Annotated in this window: 22 protein-coding genes; 5 read left to right on the top strand and 17 right to left on the bottom strand. The window is 74.1% G+C overall.

Going from position 1 to position 23,275, the window contains the following annotated elements; all coding sequences use genetic code 11:
• Positions 1 to 210 precede the first annotated feature (210 nt).
• Complete coding sequence (gene sigJ / locus I003_RS0102300; protein ID WP_486584061.1) at positions 211 to 1,050, top strand: RNA polymerase sigma factor SigJ; 840 nt, start codon at positions 211 to 213, stop codon at positions 1,048 to 1,050.
• Between the two features lie 125 nt (positions 1,051 to 1,175).
• Here the strand turns inward: sigJ and I003_RS0102305 are convergent, their stop codons facing one another.
• Positions 1,176 to 1,922 (bottom strand): SDR family oxidoreductase, encoded by a 747-nt coding sequence (locus tag I003_RS0102305; protein ID WP_027770011.1) that lies wholly within the window; start codon positions 1,920 to 1,922, stop codon positions 1,176 to 1,178.
• A 166-nt stretch (positions 1,923 to 2,088) separates the two neighbouring features.
• Here I003_RS0102305 and I003_RS0102310 point away from each other — a divergent pair, with 166 nt between their 5' ends.
• Positions 2,089 to 2,826 (top strand): GntR family transcriptional regulator, encoded by a 738-nt coding sequence (locus I003_RS0102310; RefSeq protein WP_027770012.1) that lies wholly within the window; start codon positions 2,089 to 2,091, stop codon positions 2,824 to 2,826.
• A 106-nt stretch (positions 2,827 to 2,932) separates the two neighbouring features.
• Here I003_RS0102310 and I003_RS0102315 read toward each other — a convergent pair whose 3' ends face one another.
• The 3 genes from I003_RS0102315 to I003_RS0102325 are packed head-to-tail and all read right to left on the bottom strand — an operon-like array spanning position 2,933 to position 6,022.
• Complete coding sequence (locus I003_RS0102315) at positions 2,933 to 4,090, bottom strand: ROK family protein (RefSeq protein WP_027770013.1); 1,158 nt, start codon at positions 4,088 to 4,090, stop codon at positions 2,933 to 2,935.
• Between the two features lie 44 nt (positions 4,091 to 4,134).
• Positions 4,135 to 4,794 carry a response regulator transcription factor gene (locus I003_RS0102320; protein WP_027770014.1) on the bottom strand — a complete coding sequence of 220 codons (660 nt, stop codon included), beginning with the start codon at positions 4,792 to 4,794 and terminating at the stop codon, positions 4,135 to 4,137.
• 4 nt (positions 4,795 to 4,798) lie between these two features.
• Positions 4,799 to 6,022, bottom strand: coding sequence for a histidine kinase (locus I003_RS0102325; RefSeq protein WP_027770015.1), 1,224 nt, complete (start codon positions 6,020 to 6,022; stop codon positions 4,799 to 4,801).
• Between the two features lie 151 nt (positions 6,023 to 6,173).
• Between I003_RS0102325 and I003_RS0102330 the strand changes: the two genes are divergently transcribed.
• Both I003_RS0102330 and I003_RS0102335 read left to right on the top strand, forming a co-directional pair.
• Positions 6,174 to 6,917: an ATP-binding cassette domain-containing protein gene (locus tag I003_RS0102330; RefSeq protein WP_027770016.1), complete on the top strand. Its 744-nt coding sequence runs from the start codon at positions 6,174 to 6,176 to the stop codon at positions 6,915 to 6,917.
• A gap of 4 nt (positions 6,918 to 6,921) precedes the next feature.
• A complete protein-coding gene (locus tag I003_RS0102335) occupies positions 6,922 to 7,662 on the top strand; it encodes an ABC transporter permease (protein WP_027770017.1) in 741 nt (246 codons plus the stop codon).
• A 43-nt stretch (positions 7,663 to 7,705) separates the two neighbouring features.
• Here I003_RS0102335 and purB read toward each other — a convergent pair whose 3' ends face one another.
• The 11 genes from purB to bioB form a co-directional block, all read right to left on the bottom strand.
• Positions 7,706 to 9,145, bottom strand: coding sequence for an adenylosuccinate lyase (gene purB, locus I003_RS0102340; RefSeq protein ID WP_027770018.1), 1,440 nt, complete (start codon positions 9,143 to 9,145; stop codon positions 7,706 to 7,708).
• Between the two features lie 95 nt (positions 9,146 to 9,240).
• Complete coding sequence (locus I003_RS0102345) at positions 9,241 to 10,011, bottom strand: SGNH/GDSL hydrolase family protein (RefSeq protein WP_027770019.1); 771 nt, start codon at positions 10,009 to 10,011, stop codon at positions 9,241 to 9,243.
• A 57-nt stretch (positions 10,012 to 10,068) separates the two neighbouring features.
• Positions 10,069 to 11,082, bottom strand: coding sequence for a hemolysin family protein (locus tag I003_RS0102350; RefSeq protein ID WP_027770020.1), 1,014 nt, complete (start codon positions 11,080 to 11,082; stop codon positions 10,069 to 10,071).
• Positions 11,079 to 12,488: a hemolysin family protein gene (locus tag I003_RS0102355; protein WP_027770021.1), complete on the bottom strand. Its 1,410-nt coding sequence runs from the start codon at positions 12,486 to 12,488 to the stop codon at positions 11,079 to 11,081. Before I003_RS0102355 ends, I003_RS0102350 begins: the two co-directional genes overlap by 4 nt.
• Before the next feature lie 57 nt (positions 12,489 to 12,545).
• On the bottom strand, positions 12,546 to 12,983 hold the full coding sequence (locus I003_RS0102360; RefSeq protein WP_037719835.1) for a GNAT family N-acetyltransferase: 438 nt from the start codon (positions 12,981 to 12,983) through the stop codon (positions 12,546 to 12,548).
• Positions 12,984 to 13,086: 103 nt separating this feature from the next.
• Positions 13,087 to 15,729: an ABC transporter permease gene (locus I003_RS0102365; RefSeq protein ID WP_027770023.1), complete on the bottom strand. Its 2,643-nt coding sequence runs from the start codon at positions 15,727 to 15,729 to the stop codon at positions 13,087 to 13,089.
• Between the two features lie 6 nt (positions 15,730 to 15,735).
• Positions 15,736 to 16,518, bottom strand: coding sequence for an ABC transporter ATP-binding protein (locus tag I003_RS0102370; RefSeq protein ID WP_027770024.1), 783 nt, complete (start codon positions 16,516 to 16,518; stop codon positions 15,736 to 15,738).
• Between the two features lie 238 nt (positions 16,519 to 16,756).
• Positions 16,757 to 17,419, bottom strand: a complete 663-nt coding sequence (locus I003_RS0102375) for a class I SAM-dependent methyltransferase (protein WP_027770025.1) — start codon at positions 17,417 to 17,419, stop codon at positions 16,757 to 16,759.
• 22 nt (positions 17,420 to 17,441) lie between these two features.
• Entirely contained in the window at positions 17,442 to 18,188 is a 747-nt protein-coding gene (bioD, locus tag I003_RS0102380; RefSeq protein WP_027770026.1) for a dethiobiotin synthase, read from the bottom strand.
• 20 nt (positions 18,189 to 18,208) lie between these two features.
• Positions 18,209 to 19,513 carry an adenosylmethionine--8-amino-7-oxononanoate transaminase gene (locus I003_RS0102385; protein ID WP_027770027.1) on the bottom strand — a complete coding sequence of 435 codons (1,305 nt, stop codon included), beginning with the start codon at positions 19,511 to 19,513 and terminating at the stop codon, positions 18,209 to 18,211.
• A complete protein-coding gene (gene bioB, locus I003_RS0102390; RefSeq protein ID WP_027770028.1) occupies positions 19,506 to 20,642 on the bottom strand; it encodes a biotin synthase BioB in 1,137 nt (378 codons plus the stop codon). The genes I003_RS0102385 and bioB overlap by 8 nt, the downstream gene beginning before the upstream one ends.
• A 145-nt stretch (positions 20,643 to 20,787) precedes the next feature.
• Here bioB and I003_RS0102395 point away from each other — a divergent pair, with 145 nt between their 5' ends.
• Positions 20,788 to 21,945: an 8-amino-7-oxononanoate synthase gene (locus I003_RS0102395; RefSeq protein ID WP_027770029.1), complete on the top strand. Its 1,158-nt coding sequence runs from the start codon at positions 20,788 to 20,790 to the stop codon at positions 21,943 to 21,945.
• Here I003_RS0102395 and I003_RS0102400 read toward each other — a convergent pair.
• A complete protein-coding gene (locus I003_RS0102400) occupies positions 21,942 to 22,205 on the bottom strand; it encodes a DUF397 domain-containing protein (RefSeq protein ID WP_027770030.1) in 264 nt (87 codons plus the stop codon). The genes I003_RS0102395 and I003_RS0102400 overlap by 4 nt on opposite strands.
• Complete coding sequence (locus I003_RS0102405; protein WP_027770031.1) at positions 22,202 to 23,074, bottom strand: Scr1 family TA system antitoxin-like transcriptional regulator; 873 nt, start codon at positions 23,072 to 23,074, stop codon at positions 22,202 to 22,204. The genes I003_RS0102400 and I003_RS0102405 overlap by 4 nt, the downstream gene beginning before the upstream one ends.
• Between the last annotated feature and the right edge of the window lie 201 nt (positions 23,075 to 23,275).

Below are 23,275 nucleotides of genomic sequence, written 5' to 3' on the forward strand. Positions count from 1 at the left end.
CGGATGTCGTTGCGCCGTCAGACCTACCGGCGTGTGTTGCCCATGACACGAACGACAAGTGAACAACCGGCCCTGCCGCGGGGGAAGTACGCCGAGCGGAGCGTCACCACGCGTGCACGGGATTGGACAGGCGGGTGCCTCATCAGGTGATATGGAGATGTGGCATACGGCACCGATCTCGACGTCTTCGAGGAGCACCGATCCGTCCTGATGGGCGTGGCGTACCGCATGCTCGGTGCGTTCGCCGACGCCGAGGACGTGGTGCAGGACACCTGGCTGCGCTGGTCGGCAGCGGACCGCGAGCGGGTCCGCGACCCGCGCGGCTATCTGGTACGCATCGCCGCCCGCCTGGCCCTCGACCGGCTGCGCCAGGCGCAGGCGCGACGGGAGGCGTACATAGGGTCCTGGCTCCCCGAGCCGCTGGCGACCGAGATACATGGCGACACGCTGCCGGACAGCTCGGAGCGGGCGATGCTCGACGAGTCGGTGACGCTGGCGATGCTCGTGGTGATGGAGTCGCTGTCGCCGCTGGAGAGGGCCGTCTTCGTGCTCCGGGAGGCGTTTGGTTTCCCCTACGGGGAGATAGGCGCGATGCTCGACCGCTCCGACGAGGCCGTACGCCAACTCGCCGGCCGTGCCCGGCGGCACGTCACGCAGCGCAAGCCGCGCTACGACGTGGACACCGCGCAGCAGCGCAACATCACGGAACGGTTCCTCGAAGCCGCCGCCGGCGGCGACATGGAGGGGCTGATGGCGCTGCTGGCACCGGACGTGGACGTGATCTCGGACGCCGGCGGCAAGGCGAAGGCGCCCCGGAACGTCGTCAACGGCGCCGAGAACACGGCCCGGCTCTTCATCGGCGGGGCGCGCGGCGCCGACGAGGTGCCGGAGCCGGAACTCCTGTTCCGCGAGATCAACGGCCAGTCCGGGCTGCTGCTCCTGTCGAAGGGTGAGCCGCACGCGGTCATAGCGCCGCAGTTGCGGGACAGCCGGATCGCCCGCGTCTTCGTCATCCGCAACCCCGACAAACTCAGCGGCGTCCGCGCGTAGCGCCCCTCCCGCGCACCGGGGCCCGCTTCCTCCACGCGCGCCGGACGTCCCGCCCGCCCCGGGCCCCGGCGCCACGGCTGCCGCGCCGCGGACCATCCCGGCGCCCGGCGGCGCCACGACGGCCCTCAGAGCCCGCCGGAGACCCGCAGCACCGCGCCCGTGGTGTACGACGCCTCCTCGGACAGCAGCCACGCCACCGCGCCCGCGATCTCCTCCGGCTCGCCGGGCCGGCGCATCGGCACCCGCTCCGGGTTGCGCCAGGGCCGCTCGGGGTCTCCCATGGCCGCGTGCATGTCGGTGACGGTCATCCCCGGCTGCACGGAGTTCACGCGTACCCCCTCGGGCCCCAGCTCCTTGGCCAGGCCGAGGGTCATGGTGTCCACGGCGGCCTTGCTCGCCGCGTAGTGCACGTACTCGCCGGGGCTGCCGAGGGTGGCCGCACCGGAGGAGATGGTGACGATCGCGCCGCCGCGGCCTCCGTGCCGGGTGGACATCTCGCGCACCGCGCGCCGGGTGCAGACGAACGTCCCCATCACGTTGACGTCCAGAACCCGGCGCATCACGTCGAGGGGCGTCTCGTCGAACCGGCCCAGCGGGCCCGTGACCCCGGCGTTGTTGACCAGCCCGGTCACCGGCCCCAGGCGCTCGCGGGCGGTGTCGAAGAGGGCGTCGACCTGTCCGGGGTCGCTGACGTCGGCCCGTAGGGCCACGCACGCCACCCCCTCGGCTCGCACCTCCGCCGCCACCCCCTCCGCGGCGGCCTCCGCCCGCTCGTAGGCCAGCGCGACGGCGTGACCGGCACGGGCCAGCCTGCGCACGATCGCCGCGCCGATGCCGCGGCTGCCCCCGGTAACCACCGTGACCTGGTCCATCGCTGCCTTCCCGCCGTCGTCGGATCGCCGGACGGACCGTACCCCAGGGCTATTGGTCTTGACCAAGTCCGGGTGGGGTCCTACTCTCGGCGAGAGATACTGCAACAACCTTTCATAAACAACCGCGCATAAAGGCGGCCAGGCCGACGGGGATTGCGAGGCTCAGGTGGGGACCACGCAGCCGGACACCGTGACCGAGCTGAAGTACTGGCATCTGAAGGGCGTGATCAGTGAGGCCCTGGAGTCGGAGTTCTCGGTAGGGGAGATCCTGCCCAACGAGCGCGAGCTGGCGGCTCGCTTCGGCGTCGCCCGTGCGACCCTGCGACAGGCGCTCGACCAGTTGGAGCTGGAGGGCCGGCTGCAGCGCAGGCGCGGCGTAGGGACGACCGTCGCGCCGCCCCGTGTCGGCGTGCCGGTGGGCTCCCCACGGCAGACGTGGCCGGGCGAGTCCGACGACGGCTGGGAGGCGGTCGACGCCACCGCGGTCCCGGCTCCCGCCGCCATCGCGCGCATGCTCGGGATCGACGCTACGGAACCGGTGCACCGGGTGCACCGCTCCCGTAGCCGCAACGGGCAGCCGGTCGCGGCCGAGCTGATCTACGTACCCGGCGTCTCCGCGCCCGGCTTCAGCCGCGGTGACACCTCCGCCGGCGCCGTCCGCGCCCGCGCCGTGCTGCACGAGCTGCACCGGCTGCCGCTGGAGGGCCAGGACCGCACCGTCGAGCTCGGCTCGGCGCGCGCGGAGGACGCCCGCGAGCTGGACCGGCTGCCGGGCGCCCCGGTGCTGGTGGTCACCACCCGCTACGTCTCCGGCGGGCGCACCGCCGCCGTCGCGGTCTCGACGTACCGCGCGGACACGTGCCGGCTGACCCTCGACGCAGACGCGGCGGTGCTGGCGAGCTGAGCCGCCGCCCACGGCGTACGGACCGCGGGTGGGACACGCCTGCCCCGGGCAGGACACCCTTGCCGGCAGGCCCGGCCGGGAGCGCACGCCCCGCCCGGCCCGCAGCTCACCGCCGGGCCGTGACCGTGCTCTCCACGGCGAACAGTTCTTCGTCGAGGTGGTCCAGGGCCAGCCGCAGCGCGCCCGTCGCCACCGCAGCCTCACCCAGAAGCGACAGCACGACCTCCGGGGGCCGCAGACAGTAGCGGGCCAGCTCGGCGTGGAGCGGCTCCAGCACGTCGTCGACGCCGGCCGCCCATCCGCCGATCACCACCAGCTCCGGATCCAGGGCCAGCACCAGCGCGGCGACGTCGTGCACCAGCCGCTGCATGAACCGGTCGACGGCCCGGCGCGCCCGCTTGTCGCCCCCCTGCGCCAGGGAGAAGACCTCCGCCACCGCCGGCTCGTCCAGCGGGTGCAGCGGCTCACCCGTGACGCTGAGCAGCTTCTCCGGCGTCGCCTCCCGGCCGAGCAGGTGCAGCGCCCCGATCTCGCCCGCCGCGCCGCCGAAGCCGCGGTGCAGCCGCCCGCCGATCAGCGAGCCCGCGCCCGGGCTCAGCCCGGCCCGGACGAAGACCACGTCCGCCGAGTGCCGCGCGGCGCCCTTCCAGTGCTCGGCGACGGCAGCGGTGTTCGCGTCGTTCTCCACCAGCACCGGGCAGCGGAACGAACGGCTCAGCCGCTCCGCGAGGTTGATGCCCGTCCAGCCGGGCAGCGCGGTGCTCAGCCGCACCATGCCGTCCGCCTCCACTATGCCGGGGCTGCCGACGCCCACCGCGCGCAGCGTGCTGCGCGCGACGCCGGTCCGCCGGAGCACCTCCTGCACCACGGTCCGTACGGCCGCCAGCCGGTCACCGGCCTCCGCGGCCTCGTCGACGGCGCGCGACGCCGAGCCGCGCAGCCGGCCGTCGAGGTCCGAGAGCAGGACCGAGACCCGGTGCGGGCCGATCTCGATGCCCAGCAGATGGCCCGACTCCGCGTGGAAGCGGAATGTACGCGCGGGCCGCCCCTGGCGCCGCGCCGTGCCCTCCTCGGCCGGGGCCTCCACCACCAGCCCGCTCGCGGCCAGACCCTCCAGCACCCCGTCCAGGGTGGGCCGCGACAGCCCGGTGGTGCGCACCAGTTCGGTCAGCGTCGCCGAGCCCGCGTCGCGCAGCGCGCGCAGGACGACGGCGGAGTTGATCCGCCGCAGCAGGGACGGGTCCCCACCGGTGAGCTGCGCCAACGTCAGCCTCCCAGAACGTCCTCCCGGATAGCGGATCGTATCCGCTATCCGGCCGCGCCGGGAGCGACGAAGCCCGACTCGTACGCCGTGATGACCGCCTGGGTGCGGTCCCGGGCCCCCAGCTTCGCCAGCAGCGCACTGACGTGCGATTTGACCGTCTCGGTGCCGAGCACCAGCTCCGCGGCGATTTCGGCGTTCGTCAGCCCGCGGGCGATCAGCCGCAGCACCTCGCCCTCCCGGTCGGTCAGCCGCGCCGCCGCCATGGCCGCACGCGCCTCCTCGTTGCCGCGGCCCGCCGCCAGCGACCGCAGCGCGGCCGGGAACAGCAGCGACTCGCCCTCGGCGACCAGGCGAACCGCGTGCACGATCTCCGCCGGCCGGGCCCGTTTGAGCAGGAAGCCGTCCGCGCCGGCACGCAGCGCCCCGTACACGTACTGGTCCTCCTCGAAGGTCGTCACGACGAGGATCTTCGGCGGCGCGGGGAAGGCGCGGAGTACCGCCCGGGTGGCCTCGATACCGTCCATCAGCGGCATCCGTACGTCCATCGCGACGACGTCCGGCGCCAGCCGGCGTACGAGCGGGATCACGGCGGCGCCGTCGGCGGCCTCGCCGGACACCTCGATGTCCGGCTGCGCCTCAAGGATCGCGCGCAATCCCGCACGGACCAGGGCGTCGTCGTCGACGAGGAGGACCGATACGGGCACGGCGTCACTGTATCGGCAGCCTGACCCGCACGCTCCACTCGCCGTCGTGCGGACCGGCGACGGCCTCGCCGCCGAGCAGCGCGGCGCGTTCACGGATGCCGCGCAGGCCGCTGCCGCCGGGCCCGGAGGACGCCGGGGCGCCGCCCGCGGGGGGCGCGGTCAGCTTGTTGCGCACGTGCAGCTCCAACTCGCCCGCCGAGGCCGCGATACGCACCGTGACCGGCACCGGCCCCGCGTGCCGCAGCACGTTCGTCAGGCATTCCTGCGCGATGCGGTAGCCCTCCCGCGACACCGGCCCCGGCACCGACTCCAGCGGACCCTCGATCTCCGCGCTGATCGCCGCGCCCGCACCCCGCGCGGAGGCCACCAGCCGCTCCGCCTCTTCCAGCCCAGGCCGCCGCGACGGCGGCGCGGCATCCTGCCGCAGCAGCCGCAGCACCCGCTCCAGGTCCTCCAGCGCCTCCCGGCCGGTGTCCTCGATCGCGCTCAGCGCCCGCTCGGTGAACTCCGGCGACCCCGCCGCCCGGGCGGCACCGGCCTGCACCACGGCGACGGTCAGGGCGTGCCCGACGGTGTCGTGCAGTTCGCGGGCCAGCCGGTTGTGCTCCAGCAGCCGTTCGGTGCGCTCCTCCAGCACGGCCAGCCGCTCGGCGGCCGACGGGCCGAGCAGCCGGGGCGCCAGCGCCGCGGCCAGCGCCCCGAAGCCCCAGCCGACCGCCAGCACGGCCGCCGCCGCGACCGGGACGAGCAGCGGGTACGCGCCGTGCCACCGGCCCGGGAGCGGCAGGACCTCCGAGTCGAACCCCCGCCACTGGGAGGCGGAGGCCAGCGCCACGACGAGGAGCATTCCCTGCACGGTGAGCATGGCGGCCAGGAACCCGAGCCAGAGCCGGAGCACCAGCCAGACGAAGACCCGGCCGCGGTCGGTCCACGAGACCGCCGGGGTGTCCGCCAGCCCCGGCTCCCGCCGCCCCTCTCCTGCCTGCGGCCCCGCGAACAGCAGCAGCCGGGCCTGCGCGGTCTCCAGGAGCCGGGTGGCCGGGACGGTCGCGGCGACGGCGAGCAGCGGCACCGGGGCGAGGACGAGGAAGCCGTAGCCGACCACGGGTGGCAGGTCGTCGGGTCCCCAGAGGAAGGCACCCAGCATGCCCAGCGTCGCGGCGATGAACAGATGCAGCCACCGCGTGTAGGTCACCGCCCGCAGCACCGGCCGCAGCGGACGCGGCAGGCGCCGGGAGAGCGACCGGGAAGCCAGGGGAGCGCGTGGCACGTGATCCATCGTGCCAGCTCCGCCCGGCGGACGGCTCCCCCGCGCGGGGGAGGGCCGACCCGCGCGCGGGGGAGGCCCCGGCGCCGTACCGACCGGCAGCGTTGTCCGCATGACAGCAGCAACAGCGATCGAGGTCCGCGAACTGACCAAGGACTACGGGGACGTCCGGGCGCTCGACGCCGTGACGTTCACCGTGCGGCCGGGCCGGGTCACCGGCTTCCTCGGCCCCAACGGCGCCGGCAAGTCCACCACCATGCGCCTCGTCCTCGGCCTGGACCGGGCCACCTCGGGCACCGCCACCGTCGGCGGCAGGCCGTATCCGGAGCTGGCCGACCCGCTCCGGCACGTCGGTGCCCTGCTCGACGCCCGGGCCGCGCACGGCTCGCGCACCGGCCGCGCCCACCTGCGGGCGCTGGCGGCGAGCAACGGCCTGCCGGACGCCCGTGTCACCGAGGTGCTGCGGCTGGCCGGGATCGAGTCCGCCGCGGGCCGGCGCGTACGGACGTACTCCCTCGGCATGCGCCAGCGGCTCGGACTGGCCGCCGCGCTCCTCGGCGACCCGCCCGTGCTCCTGCTGGACGAGCCGTCCAACGGGCTCGACCCCGAGGGCATCGTGTGGATCCGCGGTCTGCTGCGCCGGCTCGCCGGCGAGGGCCGCACCGTCCTCGTCTCCAGCCACCTCATGGCGGAGACCGCCGCCTTCGCCGACCACCTCGTGGTGCTCGGCCGCGGCCGGCTCCTCGCCGACTCCCCGCTGGCGGAGTTCGTCGAGGGCAGAGCCGGCCTGGAGGAGGCGTACCTCCGGCTGACCGCCGGCGCGGCGGAGTTCACCAGCGGAACCGGGGAGGTCTGAGACGATGACCGCCGCCGCTGTGCTCCGCGCCGAGTGGATCAAGATCACCACACTGCGCGGCACCGTCTGGTCGCTGGCCTGCGTGCTGCTCGCCACCGCCGGCTTCGGGATTCTCGCCAACGCCTCCCTGGGCGGCGCCGAGTTCGAGGACCGCGACTTCGACCCGCTGTTCTCCGTCCTCGTGGGCGTCGGCCCCGGGCAGATCGCCGCCATCGTCTTCGGCACGCTCGCGGTGTCGTCCGAGTACCAGAGCGGGCTGATACGCGCCACCCTGGCCGCCGTGCCGCGCCGCGGGCTGCTCTACGCCGCCAAGCTCGCACACGTCGGCGGGCTCGTGCTCGCCGTCGGGCTGGTGACGACCCTCGTGTCGTTCCTTGCCGGCGCCGCCGCCCTCGGCGACCGGGCCCCCGGCCTCGGTGACGACGGCACGCTGCGCGGCATCGTGGGCGGCGCGGTCTACCTGGCGCTCATGGCACTGCTCGCCGCCGGGCTCGCCGCCGTGCTGCGCAGCGGCGTCGCGGTGCTGGGCATCCTGATCCCGTTCGTGCTGGTGGTGTCCATGGTGCTCGGTGCCGGTTCGTCGGCGGGCGTGGCGGACTTCCTGCCGGACCGGGCGGGGCAGCAGGTCCTGTACGCCGACCCGCCGACGGGCCTCCCGCCGCTCGCCGGGCTGGCCGTGACCGCGCTGTGGGCGGGGGCCGCGGTGCTGGCCGGCTGGTGGACGCTGCGGCGGCGGGACGCGTAGGGGCGCAGAGGGCTACGGGGCCGGGGCGGGCGGCGTCACAGCGTCACAGGATCGCCCCGGGCGCGTACCCCGCCGCCTGCGGGTACCGCTTGACGACCTCTTCGACCCGCGCCGCCACGGCCGCCACCTGCTCCTCGGCCGCGCCGGTGAACGACAGCCGGTCGGCCATCAGCGCCTGGAGCCGGTCCCGGTCCAGCGGGATGCGGTCGTCGGCGGCGAGGAGATCGAGGAGTTCGTTGCGCGCGGCGCCGCGCTCGCGCATCGCCAGGGCCGCCGTGACCGCGTGCTCCTTGACGACCTCGTGGGCCTCCTCCCGGCCGACCCCGGCCCGTACCGCCGCCATCAGCACCTTGGTGGTGGCCAGGAACGGCAGATAGCGGTCCAGCTCGCGGGCGATCACCGCCGGGAAGGCGCCGAACTCGTCCAGCACCGTCAGGAACGTCTCCAGCAGCCCGTCGAGCGCGAAGAACGCGTCCGGCAGCGCCACGCGGCGTACCACCGAGCAGGAGACGTCGCCTTCGTTCCAGGTGTCGCCCGCCAGCTCCGCGGTCATCGAGGCGTACCCGCGCAGGATCACCATGAGACCGTTCACGCGCTCGCAGGAGCGGGTGTTCATCTTGTGCGGCATCGCGGACGAGCCGACCTGGCCCGGCTTGAAGCCCTCGGTGACCAGTTCGTGCCCGGCCATCAGCCGGATGGTCTTCGCCAGCGACGACGGCGCCGCGGCCACCTGCACCAGGGCCGCGACCACGTCGTAGTCCAGTGAACGCGGGTACACCTGGCCGACGGAGGTGAAGGCGTGGGCGAAGCCCAGGTGGCCGGCGACCCGGCGCTCCAGCTCCGCCAGCTTCGCGGCGCCCTCCTTGCCGCCGCCGAGGAGGTCGAGCATGTCCTGCGCGGTACCCACCGGGCCCTTGATGCCCCGCAGCGGGTAGCGCGCGAGCAGGTCCTCCACCCGGCCGAACGCGGTCAGCAACTCGTCGGCGGCGGTGGCGAACCGCTTGCCCAGCGTGGTGGCCTGCGCGGCGACGTTGTGCGAGCGGCCGGCCATCACCAGCCCCGCGTGCTCGCCCGCCAGCCCGCCCAGCCGGGCGAGCACCGCGACCGCGCGGTCGCGCACCAGCTCCAGCGACTGCCGCACCTGAAGCTGCTCCACGTTCTCGGTCAGGTCGCGGGAGGTCATCCCCTTGTGGATCTGCTCGTGCCCGGCGAGCGCGTTGAACTCCTCGATCCGGGCCTTCACATCGTGGCGCGTGACCTTCTCGCGCTCGGAGATGGAGGCGAGGTCGACGTTCTCCAGCACGCGCTCGTAGTCGGCCACGGCGCCCTCGGGCACCTCGATCCCCAGATCCCGCTGGGCGCGCAGCACGGCGAGCCACAGGCGCCGCTCCAGGACGACCTTGTGCTCGGGGGACCAGAGGGCGGCCAGTTCCGCGGAGGCGTAGCGGGCGGCCAGGACGTTGGGGATGCGCGGCTTGTTCACGTGGGGAGATTCTACGGGCCCCGCCGGCCGGGCCGGGGACGGCGGCCGGTGCGGGCGTACGGGGGACCGGCCCGGCCCGCGCGAGGGCGCGTGCGTCAGACGTCGTACGGGAGCAGGTCCGGACGCTTCGGGGCGCGGCCGTCACCGGAGGAGCGGCCGGTGAGCCGGCGGTGCACCCACGGCAGCAGGTGCGTACGGGCGAAGCGGACGTCCGCGCTACGGCGGGTGAGCCACGGCGGCCGCGGCGCCGGCGGCAGCGGGCCCGTCCAGTCGTCGGCGGGAGGGCCGCCGAGCGTCTGCCACACGGCCTCGGCGACCCGGCGGTGGCCCTCGGGCGTCAGGTGCAGCCGGTCGTCGTCCCACAGCCGTACGTCGCGCAGCACCTCGGCGCCGTAGAGGTCGACGACCAGGGCGCCGTGCCGCGCGGCGAGGTCGTCGACGTGCGCGAAGAGCCGCTCCATCCGCGGCCTGATCCGCTCCAGCACCCGGCCGTCGCGTCCCGGGCTGCGCATCAGCACGAGCTGCTTGCAGCTCGGCGCCAGCCGCGCCACCGCCTCTTCGAGCAGGCCGCACACCCGGTCCATGTCGCAGCGCGGCCGGATCGCGTCGTTGAGGCCGCCGACGAGAGTGATGACATCGGCCCCCATGGCGGCGGCCATGGCGGCTTGCTCGTCGAGGATCTGCTGAATGAGCTTGCCGCGGACGGCCAGGTTCGCGTACCGGAAGCCGGGCTGAGCCGCCGCGAAGCGGGCCGCGAGGAGGTCCGCCCAGCCGCGGTAGGAGCCGTCGGGCTGCAGGTCGGACATGCCTTCCGTGAAGGAGTCGCCGACCGCGACGAAACTGGTGTAACGGGCATTCACGTCCATGGCGCCGCCGATCCTACCCGCCGTCACGAGCCGCCCCCGCGGCGGCCGGGCCGCAGGTCACGACTCCGTGCCGACCAGCTCGCGGAGCACGTCCTCCATGGTCACCAGCCCGGTCACCCGGTCCTCCTCGCCGGTCACCGCAGCCAGGTGGGTGCGGCTGCGGCGCATGGCGGTCAGCACGTCGTCCAGCGGCGCGCTCGCGCGCACCCGCGCGATGCGGCGCATGGCCGAACGCGGGAAGGGCCTCTCGCGGTCGGCGGCGCCCAGGGCGTCCTTGACGTGCAGATAGCCCAGGATCCGGCCGCTGTCGTCCACCACGGGGAAGCGGGAGAAGCCGGAACCCGCGCCCAGGGCCTCCAGCGCCTCGGGGGTGACCCCGACGGGCGCGGTCACCACGTGCCCGGTGGGCACCACCACGTCGCCGACGGGGCGGCGGCCCAGCTCCAGCGCGTCGCGCAGCCGCTCGGCGGAGCGGTCGTCGAGCAGCGCGGCCTCGGCGGAGTCGGCGACCATGCGGGAGAGGTCGGCGTCGGAGAAGGACGCGGCGACCTCGTCGCGGGTCTGTACGCGCAGCAGCCGGAGCAGCGCGTTGGCGAAGGCGTTGACGGTGAAGACGACGGGGCGCAGCGCGCGGGTGAGTGCGACCAGCGGCGGGCCGAGCAGCAGCGCGGAGCGCACGGGGTCGGCCAGCGCCACGTTCTTCGGCACCATCTCGCCGAGCAGCATGTGCAGGTACGTCGCCACGGCCAGGGCGATGGCGAACGAGATCGGATGGACCAGCCCGTGCGGCACCCCCACCGCGTCGAAGAGCGGTTCCAGCAGGTGCGCGATGGCCGGCTCGGCGACGACGCCGAGGACCAGCGTGCACAGCGTGATGCCGAGCTGGGCCGACGCCATCAGCGTGGAGACGTGCTCCAGGCCCCAGAGCACGCGGCGCGCCCGGCGGTCGCCGTCCTGGGCGTACGGCTCGATCTGGCTGCGCCGTACCGAGATGAGCGCGAACTCCGCGCCCACGAAGAACGCGTTGAGCCCCAGCGTGAGCAGGCCGACGATCAACTGAACGGCGGTCATCCCGGCTCCCCCCTCCCGCCCCTCCCGGACGCCGCGGCGCCGCCGCCGTTGCCGTCCGTGCCGCCCGCGCCGCCGCCGTCACCCTCGTCGCCGGCTTCGCCCGGCGGCGGGGGGAGCAGCAGGACGCGCGCGGCGCGGCGCCCGGTGGTGTCCACGACGTCCAGCCGCCAGCCCCCGACGTCCAGCACGTCCCCGTCGACGGGGATGCGGCCCAGCTCGGTGGCGACGAGCCCGGCCAGCGTCTCGTACGGGCCCTCCGGCACCCGCAGGCCGATCTCCGCGAGCTGGTCGGGGCGCACCCCGCCGTCGGCGTCGAAGAGCATCCGGCCGTCCGGGGCCGCTCCGCTGGGCAGCAGGCCGGGCGTCTCCAGCGGGTCGTGCTCGTCCCGCACCTGGCCGATGACCTCCTCCACCACGTCCTCCATGGTGACCACGCCCGCGGTGCCGCCGTACTCGTCGATCACGACCGCCATGGAGTGCTCGTCGGTCAGCCGGTCCATCAGGTGGTCGACGGTCAGCGTCTCGGGCACCAGCACCGGTTCCCGCAGCAGGGGGGTCAGCGGGTGGCGGGCGCGGCTGTCCGCGGGGATGCCGAGGACGTCCTTGACGTGCACGTAGCCGAGGACGGTGTCCAGGTTGCCGCGGTAGACGGGGAAGCGGGACAGGCCGGTGGCACGCGAGGTGTCGACGACGTCTCCGACGGTCGCGTCCGACTCCAGCGCGACCACCTGCATCCGGGGCGTCATCACGTTCTCAGCGGTCAGATCCGCGAGCCCCAGGGTACGGACGAAGAGCTCGGCGGTGTCGGCCTCCAGCGAGCCCTTCTTCGCCGAGTGCCGGGCCAGTGCGGCGAGTTCCTTCGGACTGCGCGCGGAGGCCAGCTCCTCGGCCGGCTCCAGGCCCATCAGCCGCAGCACCCGGTTGGCGGTGTTGTTCAGATGGCCGATGAACGGGCGGAAGACGGCGCTGAACGTGCGCTGGAAGGCCGAGACGCGCTTGACCATGGTCAGCGGGCGGGAGATGGCCCAGTTCTTGGGTACCAGCTCGCCGACGACCATGAGCACCACGGTCGACAGCGCCGTGCCCAGGACGAGCGCGGCGCTGGAGGTGGCCGAGTCCGGTACGCCCGCCGCCCGCAGCGGGGCGTGGAGCAGGGTCGCGATGGACGGCTCGGCGAGCATGCCGACGACGAGGTTGGTGACGGTGATGCCGAGCTGCGCCCCGGAGAGCTGGAACGTCAGGCCGCGTACGGCCTGCAGCGCGCCGGCCGCGCCGCGCTCGCCGCGGTCCACGGCGCGCTCCAGCTCCGCCCGCTCCACCGTCGTCAGCGAGAACTCGGCGGCCACGAAGAGGCCGCAGGCAAGGCAGAGTGCCAGGGCCAGAACCAGCAGCAGCGCTTCGGTCATCGGGTCACCTCCGTCTCATGATCACGCAGGGTGGCGGTGGTCGCGCGGCGACCGCGGTCAGCCGGCGGCAAGCGGCTTGACCCAGCGGCTCCACTGCTCCTGGCGTTCGTAACCCCCGGCCTGCCAGGCGCGGTGTGCCCGCTCGTTACGGTCCAGCACCATCGCGTCCGCACGCCGGCCGCCGAAGGAGGCGAACCGCCGCTCCGCCGCGGCCAGCAGCGCCGTGCCGACACCGCGGCGCCGGTGGCCGGGGTGGACGGCGAGCCGGTACAGATGGCAGCGCCAGCCGTCGAACCCCGCGATGACGGTGCCCGCCAGCTCACCGCGGCGCTCGGCCAGCAGCAGCGCGCCCGGGTCCCGCTCCAGCAACCCGGTGACGCCCGCCTCGTCGTCGCTGACGGACGTGCCCTCCGCCGCCGCCTTCCAGAACGCGAGCACCGCCGGTACGTCCGCGGGCTCCGCGGCCCGGATGTAGAGATCGTCCATGTCCGGCATCCCATCACCGGGTACCCGCACGCGTCGACAGAATTCGGCTCGCGCCCCGGGCCCGGCCGTACGCACGCCCGGTCCCTGCGTGCGTGCCCCGGCCGTGCCGCGGTCACTCGTGCGCGATGGCCGCCAGGACGTTGAGCCGGGACGCCCGCAGCGCCGGCAGCAGGGCAGCCAGCAGGCCGACCAGCACCGACCCGATCACCACGGCGAGCTGGACCGTCCAGTCGATCGCGAAGGCGCGCATGCCCTCCAGCGCCAGCACCTCGTGCACCCCCGCCCCCCACGCCAGGCCCAGCACCAGACCGAGCAGCGCGCCGAAGACGGCGATCACGACGGACTCCAGCCGGATCATCCGCCGCGTCTGGCGTCTGGACAGCCCGATGGCCCGCAGCATGCCGATCTCCCGGGTCCGCTCCACCACCGACAGAGCCAGCGTGTTCACCACGCCCAGCACCGCGATGACGATCGCCAGCCCCAGCAGCGCGAAGACCAGGTAGAGCAGCACGACGATCTGGTCCCGGATCAGTTCCTTGAAATCGGCCTGGTCGCGCACCTTCACCTGCGGGAAGTCCTTGAGCCCGCTCTCCAGTGACGCACGCAGCCTGTCGACGTCGGTGCCGCTCGCGGCGTTGACGAAGACGACCGCCTCCTGTCCGCCCGGCAGGTACTCCTCCAGGGTCTCCATGCCCAGGAAGAAGCCGCCCGCCGCCCCGAAACCGCCGCTGGTCTCCTGCTTGGTGAGCGCGCCGACGGTCAGCTTCGCTCTCTTGCCGTTGGAGAACTCCACCTGGAGCGTGCTGCCGATGCGTATGCCGTGGTCACGGGCGAACTGCCGCTGCAGGCCCACGTGCCCGGACGCGAGCGCGGCGCCGGTGTCGCCCTGCGCGTACTCCAGCCGGCTGACCCGGTCCAGCTCCTTGTCGAAGGCGCCGGCGCTGGTGCTGGTCCTTTCTCCGTCGGGCAGGGTCACCCGCATCGGCGCGAACCGCTGGCGGACGACGAGACCCACGCCGTCCGCGTCCTCGACCCGCTCGGTGACCTCGCGGGGGAAGGGGCCGAAGCTGTCGCTCTGCACGAGGAAATCGGCGCCCAGCGTCCGGTCGATCTCCTCGTCGAAAGACTTCGTCATCGAGGCGGCGGCGACGGACATGCCGCCGACCAGTGCCAGGCCCACCATGAGTGCCACGGCCGTCGCACCGGTGCGCCGCGGGTTGCGCAGCGCGTTGCGCTGGCTGAGGGCGCCGACCGAGCCGAAGATCCGCGGGAACCAGCCGCCCAGCACCCGGATCACCGGGCGCACCAGCAGCGGTCCGGCCGCCACCACGGCGAGCATCGTCAGCACCACGCCGCCCACCAGGTAGACCGCCGAGTCCCGGGTCTGGTCCGCGGTGGCGCACAGGACGAAGGACACCGCCCCGACGACCCCGAGGACCGAGCCGAGCACCGCCCGCACCCGCATCGGCCTGCCGACCTCCGCGATCTCCAGATCGGCGAGCGCCGCCATGGGGGAGACCCGCGCCGCCCGCCGGGCCGGCAGGTACGCCGCGACGAACGTGACCCCCACGCCCACCGTGTACGCGAAGACCGGCGTGACCCAGCTCACGACCATCTCGGCCGCGTCCAGGTTCATCCCCAGCAGGCCCATCGTCTCGATGAGCCCCACGGCCAGGCCGATGCCGCTGAGCAGCCCGAGCGTGGAGCCCACCAGCCCGAGCAGCAGCGCCTCGGTGAGCACCGAGCGGCGGACCTGCCGGCGGTCCGCGCCCAGCGCGCGCATCAGCCCCAGCTCACGAGTGCGCTGCGCGATGAGCATCGAGAACGTGTTGACGATCAGGAAGATGCCGACCAGCACGGCGATCCCGGCGAAGCCGAGCATCACGTACTTGATGATGTCGAGGAACGTGCCCAGCTCCTCCGCCGCCGACTTCGCCTGCTCGTCGGCGGTCTGCACGGTGTACTTCCCGTCCAGCGCCTCCTTGACGCGCTTCTTCAGCACGGCGTCGGACACCCCCGGCGCCGCGTCCACGGACACCGAGGTGGCCAGCGCCGTGTCCCCGGGCAGCGGTTTCCCCTCGGCGGCCCCGGCCCGGGCGTCCCCGTCCTCCGCGGTCCCGGCCTCCGGGTTCTCCAGCAACTGGCGCTGCGCCGCCGCCGTCTCCAGGTAGACCACCGTCGCGCCGGGGTTGGTGGTCGTGAACTCGGCGATGCCGACGACCTCGACCTCGAACGTGCCGGGCTGTGCCAGGACGTTGAGCGTGTCCCCGATCTCGATGTTCTTGCGGTCGGCGGTGTCCTTGTCGAGCAGGGTCTCACCGGCGCCCGCCGGCTCGCGGCCGTCCGACAGCTTTACCGGGCTGCGGTCGCTGACGTACCAGTTGGTGGCGATCGTCGGAGGGCCGGTGGTCCGGCCGATCGGCTCGTTCTCCGCGTCGGTGACGGTGAGGTTCTCCACCTCGACGTCGAGATGGACGTTCTGCACCCCCGGCACCTTCGCCACGTCGTCCGCCACCGACGCGGGCAGCGTCGGCACCAGTCCGGAGCCGAAGCCGTGGTTCTGCTCGAACGCCTCCCTCGGGGAGACCGCGACGTCCGCGGCCGTGGAGGCGAAGAGCCGGTCGAACGTGCGGCTGACGGTGTCGGAGAAGATGAGGCTGCCGGAGACGAACGCCACCGACAGCACCACGGCCAGCGCCGAGAGCAGCATCCGCCCCTTGTGCGCGAGGAAGCTGCGCAGAGTCGCCTTGAGCACGCCGCCTCAGCTCTTCCTGACGCCGTCGAAGCGCTTCATGCGCTCCAGCACCGCCTCGGCCGTCGGCTGCGGCATCTCGTCGACGATCCGGCCGTCGGCCAGGAAGAGCACCAGGTCGGAGTGGGCGGCAGCGCCCGGATCGTGGGTCACCATCACCACCGTCTGCGCCAGGCGGTCGACCGCCTCGCGCAGGAACCCCAGCACTTCGAGACCGGAGCGCGAGTCGAGATTGCCCGTCGGTTCGTCGGCGAAGATCAGCTCGGGCCGGGAGGCCAGCGCCCGCGCGCACGCCACCCGCTGCTGCTGGCCGCCGGAGAGCTGCGAGGGCCGGTGGTCGAGCCGGTCGCGCAGGCCGAGCGTGTCGACCACCCGGTCCAGCCAGTCGGGGTCGGGTCTGCGGCCCGCGATGTCCATCGGCAGCGTGATGTTCTCCAGCGCGTTGAGCGTGGGCAGCAGGTTGAACGACTGGAACATGAAGCCGATCCGGTCGCGCCGCAGCCGCGTCAGCGCCCGCTCGCCCAGGCCCGTGATCTCCGTGTCGCCCAGCCAGACCTGCCCGGAGGTCACCGTGTCCAGGCCCGCGAGGCAGTGCATCAGCGTGGACTTGCCGGAGCCGGACGGGCCCATGACCGCCGTGAAGCGGGCACGGTGGATCTCCACGTCGACCGCGTCCAGCGCCACGACGGCTGTCTCGCCGCTGCCGTACCTCTTCGTCAGCCCGCCGGCGCGGGCCGCGACTCCGGCGGGCGGTCCCGCTTCGCGTCTGTCGAGTGCCGCCGGTGTGGACAATTCGGTTCCCCCATCGGACTGTGAGCCGGGCGCCGGGTGCGCGTTCCTGTCTTCCCGCCGTACGCCGTGCGCGTCCGGCGGGACGTGCTGCCGGGCTGCGCGACCGATCGGGTCCACGCCGCCTGCCAGCGAGACTAAGGCGCCGCGCAACCCCGCGCATCCCTCCCGGGTGGCACCTGTGGACAACCGACTACTCCCGCGGGAGGACCGTCCTCTCCCGTGCCCGGAAAGGGGGCTGTCAGCCGCGAAGCGCGGTGCCCAGGACGTGGTACGAAGCCGGGGTGGGCGGTCCCTGCTCCGGCACCCGCAGCCGCCGGTACGTCCCGAGCGTGAACCCCGCGGCGGTCAGCTCGCCGAGCACGTCGCGGCCGGAGTGGCAGCCGCCGAGCAGCAGCGGCCACACCGTACGGTCCGCCGCCCGCTGTACCGCCCGCATCACCCGCCCGCCGGCCCGTCCGTGCTCGAAGAACCGCAGCTCGCCCCCCGGCCGCAGCACCCGGCGCAGCTCGTCCAGAGCCCGCGGCACGTCCGCGACCGAGCACAGCACCAGCGAGGCGACGGCGGCGTCATACGAGCCGCTCTCGACCGGGACCGCCTCCGCCGTCCCCGGCATCACGTCCACCGGCACATGCGCCCGCAGCGCCGCCGCCGCGGCGAGCTGCCGCAGGTGACGCTCCGGCTCGACCGCGACCACCTCGGAGACGGCGGCCGGGTAGTGCGCGAAGTTCAGCCCGTTGCCCGCGCCGATCTCGACGACGCGGCCGGAGAGCCCGGACAGCAGCTCCTTGCGCAGCTCGGCGACCCCGCCGCGCTCGTCGGCGGTGACGCTGAGACGGGCGTAGTAGCGCGCGAAGTACGGGTGGTACACGGCGTCCTTCGCGGCGCGCGGCGGTGTCGGCATACCGGCCTCCTGGGGAACGGGGTCAGTGCGATTCTCCACTTCCGGACCCGCCGGGGGCGTACCGGGCGCGGAAGTCGCGGGCGTCCCAGTGCCCGCCGAGCGCCGGTGCCAGCCACCCGCGCGCCGCCGCGCCGAACGCCTCGGGACCGTACCCGCCGGCGCCCTCGGGCACCGCGCCCAGCAGCGGTACCCGTGCCGTGGCCGGCAGGTCCGCCAGGTTGCACCGGGCCGCCAGGTCCGGCGCCGCCGGCCATCTGCCCACCACCGCACCCGGGCACGCCAGGCCGCGGTGCCGCAGTGCTTCCGTGGTCAGCTCGGTGGCGTTCAGCGTGCCGAGCCCGGCGGCGGCCACGACCAGCACCGGCGCCGCCACCAGCCGCGCCACCTCCGCCAGCGTGCCGCCCGCGTCGTCCATCCGCACCAGCAGCCCGCCCGCGCCCTCCACGAGTACCAGGTCGTAGTCGTGCCCCAGCTTCTCCACCATCCCCGCCGCGTCCGCCGCCGTCAGCGGCGGCAGCCCCGCGCGCCGGGCGGCCGTCGCGGGCGCCAGCGGCTCGGGGAAGCGGGCCAGCTCCACGGCCTGTACGCCCGGGGCGAGGCGCGCCGCCTCATCGGCGTCCCCGGGCTCACCGGGCGCCACGCCCGTCTGTGCCGGTTTGAGCACGGCCACCGAGCGGCCCCGCGCCAGTGCCGCGGCGGCCACGGCGGCGGTGACGACCGTCTTGCCCACGCCGGTCGACGTGCCGGTGACCACGAGTACGCTGCCCATCGCCCCGCACCCCGCCCCTGTCAGCCGGCCGCCGCCGCGGCGCGCACGGCGGCGCAGACGCGGGCGACGTCGGCGTCCCCTGTCACGTACGGCGGCATGGTGTAGATCAGGTCCCGGAACGGGCGCAGCCACACCCCCGCCCCGACCGCGGCCCGGGTGGCGGCGGCCATGTCGACGTCGTGGTCCAGTTGTACGACGCCGATGGCGCCCAGCACCCGTACGTCCACCACCCCCGGCAGCTCCGCCGCCCCCGCCAGCCCTTCCCGCAGCCCGCTCTCGATGCGCTTGACGTCCTGCTGCCAGCCGCCGTCGGCGAGCAGGTCGAGCGAGGCCAGGGCGACGGCGGAAGCGAGCGGGTTGCCCATGAACGTCGGGCCGTGGGCGAGCACCGGAACCTCACCTGCCGAGATGCCGCCGGCCACCCGCGGGGTGCACAGCGTCGCGGCCATCGACAGATAGCCGCCCGTCAGCGCCTTGCCGACACACATCACATCCGGCGTGACGCCCGCGTGGTCCGCGGCGAAGAAGGCGCCGGTGCGGCCGAAGCCGGTGGCGATCTCGTCGAACACCAGCAGTACGCCGTGAGCGTCGCACGCCTCGCGCAGCACCCGCAGATAGTCCGGCGCGGTGAAGCGCATGCCGCCGGCGCCCTGCACGACCGGCTCCACGATCACCGCGGCCAGCTCGTCCGCGTGCCGCGCCACGAGATCACGCAGCTCACGCTCGTAGGCACCGTCCACCGGCGCGTCGAAGCCCGCTGGCGGCACCCCGGCGAACACCTGCCGTGGCAGCACGCCGGACCACAGCTCGTGCATCCCGCCGTCCGGGTCGCAGACGGACATCGGCTGCCAGGTGTCCCCGTGGTAGCCGCCGCGCCACGTCAGCAGCCGGCGCTTGCCCGGACGGCCGAGCGAACGCCAGTACTGCAGGCACATCTTGACCGCCACCTCGACGGACACCGAGCCGGAGTCGCTGAGGAACACGTGCCGCAGCGGCTCCGGCGTGACCTCCACCAGCCGCGCCGCAAGCCGTACCGCCGGCTCGTGGGTGAGCCCGCCGAACATCACGTGGCTCATCCGCTCCACCTGCCCGCGGACGGCCGCGTCGAGCACCGGGTGGCGGTACCCGTGGATCGCCGACCACCACGACGACATCCCGTCGACCAGCTCGTCCACACCCCATGCCGGTTCGGCCAGCCGCAGTCGCACCCCCGCGGCGGAGTCGACGACCAGCGGCTCCTGCCGGCCGGGCATGGGCCCGTACGGGTGCCAGACGTGCTCGCGGTCGAGGTCGAGCAGCCGCCGGGGCGGCAACGGCTCAGGCATTGGGCGGGAGTTCCGTGCCGGCCCCGCGGCGGCGTACGGCGACGAGGTCCGTACGCGCCTCCTGCACCGGCTCGTCCGGCCCGGCGGCGCCGGGCGCGGGCCGGCCATCCGGAGCGGAGCCGCCCGCCCGGTGCGGCGGCAGCGTCGTCGTCCCCGCCTCCTCCACCTCGAACCCGGCGTCCGCGATCATCTCCAGGTCCGCCTTGCCCGCCTGCCCCTCGCTGGTCAGGTAGTCGCCCAGGAACACCGAGTTGGCCAGGTGCAGCGCCAGCGGCTGGAGCGTCCGCAGATGGATCTCCCGGCCGGCCGCCAGCCGCACCTCCACGTCCGGGCAGACGAACCGCACCATGGCGAGGATCTTCAGACAGCGCTGCGGCGTGAGATCCCACTCGCCGGCGAGGGGTGTTCCCTCGAACGGGATGAGGAAGTTCACCGGCACCGAGTCCGGGTCCAGCGCGCGCAGCGCGAAGACCACGTCCACCAGGTCCTCGTCGCTCTCGCCCATCCCCGCGATCAGCCCGGAGCACGCCGACATCCCGGCCGCCTGCGCCTGCCGCACGGTCTGCACCCGGTCCTCGTAGCCGTGGGTGGTGCAGATGTCCGCATACGTCGCCTCGGAGGTGTTGAGGTTGTGGTTGTAGGCATCCGCGCCCGCCGACTTCAGCCGCTCCGCCTGTCCGTCGGAGAGCAGCCCCAGACAGGCGCACACCTCCACGTGCCCGTGCTTCTCCTTGATGGCGGCGATGGTCTCCGAGACCCGCTCGACATCCCGGTCCGTGGGCCCGCGACCGCTGGCGACCAGGCAGACCCGCTTGGCGCCGCCCGCCACGCCGGCCGCCGCGGCCTCGGTCGCCTGGTCGGCCTTGAGCCACGTGTACCTGAGGATTCCCGCCTCGGAGCCCAGCCGCTGCGAGCAGTACGAGCAGTCCTCGGGGCAGAGCCCCGACTTGAGGTTGACCAGGTAGTTGAGCTTCACCCGGCGGCCGAAGAACTCCCGGCGCACCTTCCCGGCCGCGGCGACGACGTCGAGGACGTCCTCGTCCGGGGTGCGCAGCACGGCCAGGGCCTCGTCACGGCTGGGCGCCTCGCGGCGCAGCCCTTTGTCCACCAGCGTCGAAAGCAGGTCCATGGCGCCGATCCTCGCCCACCGGACCCATCCGGGCCAATGGGGCATCGCACAACGGCCGCCCCCCTGTTCTGTGCTCATCGCCACACCTCGGCGCGCGTGCGTGCGCACTACGGTGCAGAAACAGCCCGCCGAGCCGAGGAACCGCATGCCCCGTCACGCCTTCGACTGGATCGACGCGCAGGCCGAGGAGCGGCGGCGCGCCGGTCTCGTACGCACCCTGCGCCCCCGCGCGCACGACGCCCCGCTGCTCGACCTGTGCGGCAACGACTACCTCGGCCTGGCCCGCCACCCCGAGGTCACCGCCGCCGCCGCAGCCGCGGCCCGCCGCTGGGGCGCGGGTGCCACGGGATCCCGGCTCGTCAGCGGCAGCACCGCACTGCACGCGGAGCTGGAGGCCGAACTCGCCGCCTTCTGCGGCTTCGAGGCCGCGCTTGTCTTCTCCTCCGGCTACGGCGCGAACCTCGCCGCCGTCACCACCTTGAGCGACCGCGGCACCCTGGTGGTCTCGGACGCGGCAAACCACGCCTCCCTCATCGACGGCTGCCGGCTCTCCCGGGCGCACGTCGCCGTCGTTCCGCACGCCGACGCCGACGCGGTGGCCAAGGCGCTCGACGGCTTCGCCGGGCGGTCGCTGGCGGTCTCCGACGGGGTCTTCTCCGTCGACGGCGACGCCGCGGACCTGCCCGCCCTCGCGGGGGCATGCCGCGCGTACGGGGCCGGACTGCTGGTGGACGACGCCCACGGGTTCGGCGTACTCGGGGCGGGCGGGCGCGGCTCGCTGCATGCCGCCGGCCTGGCGGGCGCCGACGACGTCGTCGCCACCGTCACCCTGTCGAAGGCCCTGGGCAGCCAGGGCGGCGCGGTGCTGGGCCCGGCGCGGGTGATCCGGCATCTGGTCAACACCGCGCGGACGTTCATCTTCGACACCGGCCTCGCCCCCGCCGCCGCCGGCGCCGCGCTCGCCGCGCTGCGCCTGCTGCGCGGCGAGCCACAGCGCGCCGCGGCGGCCCGGCGGGTGGCGGCGGCGCTGCACGGCGGGCTGACGGCCGCGGGGCTGACGGCGGTACGCCCCGACGCGGCGGTGGTGTCGGCACGGGCCCCGGCGCCGGAGGCGGCGGTGGCGTGGGCGGCTGCGTGCCGCGAGGCGGGCGTGGCGGTCGGCTGCTTCCGCCCCCCGTCGGTGCCCGACGGCATCTCGCGGCTGCGTCTGACCGCCCGCGCGGACCTGACCGACGAGCAGGTGGAGACCGCGATCGAGACCGTCGTGCGCACCGCGCCCGCGGGCCCGGCGGCGGCGCGCTAGGCGTGCGCGACGCGCACGCCGCCGGTGAACTCGCCGTCCTTGACCGCCGCGACGAAGGCGCGCCACGCCTCGGCCCGGAACAGCAGCGCCGGCCCCTCCACATGGGTGGAGTCCCGCACGGCCAGCAGTCCGGCGGATTCCGGTCCCACGGGACAGGCGGCCTCGACGCAGTTGTTCGCCCCCGTACTGTACGAACTGCGCCGCCAGCGGACGTCGTCGAGTGCCGTGCTGGAGGAGACGTACCGAGGCGGTGGGGTCATGGTGCCTCCTTTGCGTCCGCGGCGAGCGCGGCTATGAACGACAGGGACTCCTCGTACGAAAGGGCGGTCGCCTGCAGCGAAGCAAAGGCGCTCACATACGCCCGTAAGTCTTCTTTCCTTTCCAGGTGAAGGCTACTCATCAAATGGTCCACAACGACCACGTCGAGATCAGAACTGCGCGAATAAGAGAAGATAACGAAAGGCCCGGTGAGCCCCACATGCTCGCCCGCGGCAAAGGGCAGGATCTGGACGCGTACGTGCGGAAGCATGCCCATCCGCCGCAAGTGCCGCAACTGCTCCGCCATCACCCCCGGCCCGCCCACGGGCCGCCGCAGCACCGCCTCGTCGAGCACCGCGTGCAGCCGCAGCGGCCTGGTGGCGCGGAGCACCGCCTGCCGGGCTATCCGCACCTCCACCAGCGACTCCACCTCCCGCCTTCCGGCGCCGGCGACGGCCGCCCGGGTCACCGCCCGGGCGTATCGCCGGGTCTGCAGCAGTCCCGGGATCACCGACGTCTCCAAGGTGCGCACCCCGGACGCCTCCGCCTCCAGCCTGATGAAGTCCCGGTACGCGGCCGGCAGCAGGTCGCGGTACTCGCTCCACCAGCGGTCCTCGCGATCCCCGTGCGGCGCCGTGGCCAGTGTTTCCAGCAGCGTGCGCTGCCCGGGGTCGGTGACCCCGTACGCGTCCAGCAGCCGGCCGACGTCCGCGGCCTTGGCCGCGGACGTGCCGGTCTCTATCCGGCTGATCTTCGACTGGTGCCAGCCGACCAGCTTCGCGGCCCTGCCGCTGGTCAGCCCGGCCCTGCCGCGCAGCCTGCGCAGCTCCGCACCCAGCTTGGCGCGGCGTACCGCCGGCTCCTTGCGCATGACGACCCTCCCGGCCCGCTCAGCCGAACGCGTAACAACTGGCCAGTCTGCCGCCCACATACGGTCTCTCGCGGCACAGTTCACCGCTTCGAGCGACAGATATATGCATAACCTGGCGGAGGGCTCGCGCGCCGGGCACGATCGATGACACGGTGGCACGAACAACAACCTGAAGCGGTCCTCGACTTCACCAGGCACGCG

It is taken from the genome of Streptomyces sp. CNQ329, from assembly GCF_000482585.1.

What these genes read in the sequence shown, in the direction of transcription:
- sigJ (WP_486584061.1), top strand. Translation starts at nt 211, where the DNA reads ATGGGCGTGGCGTACCGCATGCTCGGTGCGTTCGCCGACGCCGAGGAC.
- I003_RS0102305 (WP_027770011.1), bottom strand. Translation starts at nt 1,922, where the DNA reads ATGGACCAGGTCACGGTGGTTACCGGGGGCAGCCGCGGCATCGGCGCG.
- I003_RS0102330 (WP_027770016.1), top strand. Translation starts at nt 6,174, where the DNA reads ATGACAGCAGCAACAGCGATCGAGGTCCGCGAACTGACCAAGGACTAC.
- I003_RS0102335 (WP_027770017.1), top strand. Translation starts at nt 6,922, where the DNA reads ATGACCGCCGCCGCTGTGCTCCGCGCCGAGTGGATCAAGATCACCACA.
- I003_RS0102345 (WP_027770019.1), bottom strand. Translation starts at nt 10,011, where the DNA reads ATGGACGTGAATGCCCGTTACACCAGTTTCGTCGCGGTCGGCGACTCC.
- I003_RS0102350 (WP_027770020.1), bottom strand. Translation starts at nt 11,082, where the DNA reads ATGACCGCCGTTCAGTTGATCGTCGGCCTGCTCACGCTGGGGCTCAAC.
- I003_RS0102355 (WP_027770021.1), bottom strand. Translation starts at nt 12,488, where the DNA reads ATGACCGAAGCGCTGCTGCTGGTTCTGGCCCTGGCACTCTGCCTTGCC.
- I003_RS0102360 (WP_037719835.1), bottom strand. Translation starts at nt 12,983, where the DNA reads ATGCCGGACATGGACGATCTCTACATCCGGGCCGCGGAGCCCGCGGAC.
- I003_RS0102375 (WP_027770025.1), bottom strand. Translation starts at nt 17,419, where the DNA reads ATGCCGACACCGCCGCGCGCCGCGAAGGACGCCGTGTACCACCCGTAC.
- bioD (WP_027770026.1), bottom strand. Translation starts at nt 18,188, where the DNA reads ATGGGCAGCGTACTCGTGGTCACCGGCACGTCGACCGGCGTGGGCAAG.
- I003_RS0102385 (WP_027770027.1), bottom strand. Translation starts at nt 19,513, where the DNA reads ATGCCTGAGCCGTTGCCGCCCCGGCGGCTGCTCGACCTCGACCGCGAG.
- bioB (WP_027770028.1), bottom strand. Translation starts at nt 20,642, where the DNA reads ATGGACCTGCTTTCGACGCTGGTGGACAAAGGGCTGCGCCGCGAGGCG.
- I003_RS0102395 (WP_027770029.1), top strand. Translation starts at nt 20,788, where the DNA reads ATGCCCCGTCACGCCTTCGACTGGATCGACGCGCAGGCCGAGGAGCGG.
- I003_RS0102400 (WP_027770030.1), bottom strand. Translation starts at nt 22,205, where the DNA reads ATGACCCCACCGCCTCGGTACGTCTCCTCCAGCACGGCACTCGACGAC.
- I003_RS0102405 (WP_027770031.1), bottom strand. Translation starts at nt 23,074, where the DNA reads ATGCGCAAGGAGCCGGCGGTACGCCGCGCCAAGCTGGGTGCGGAGCTG.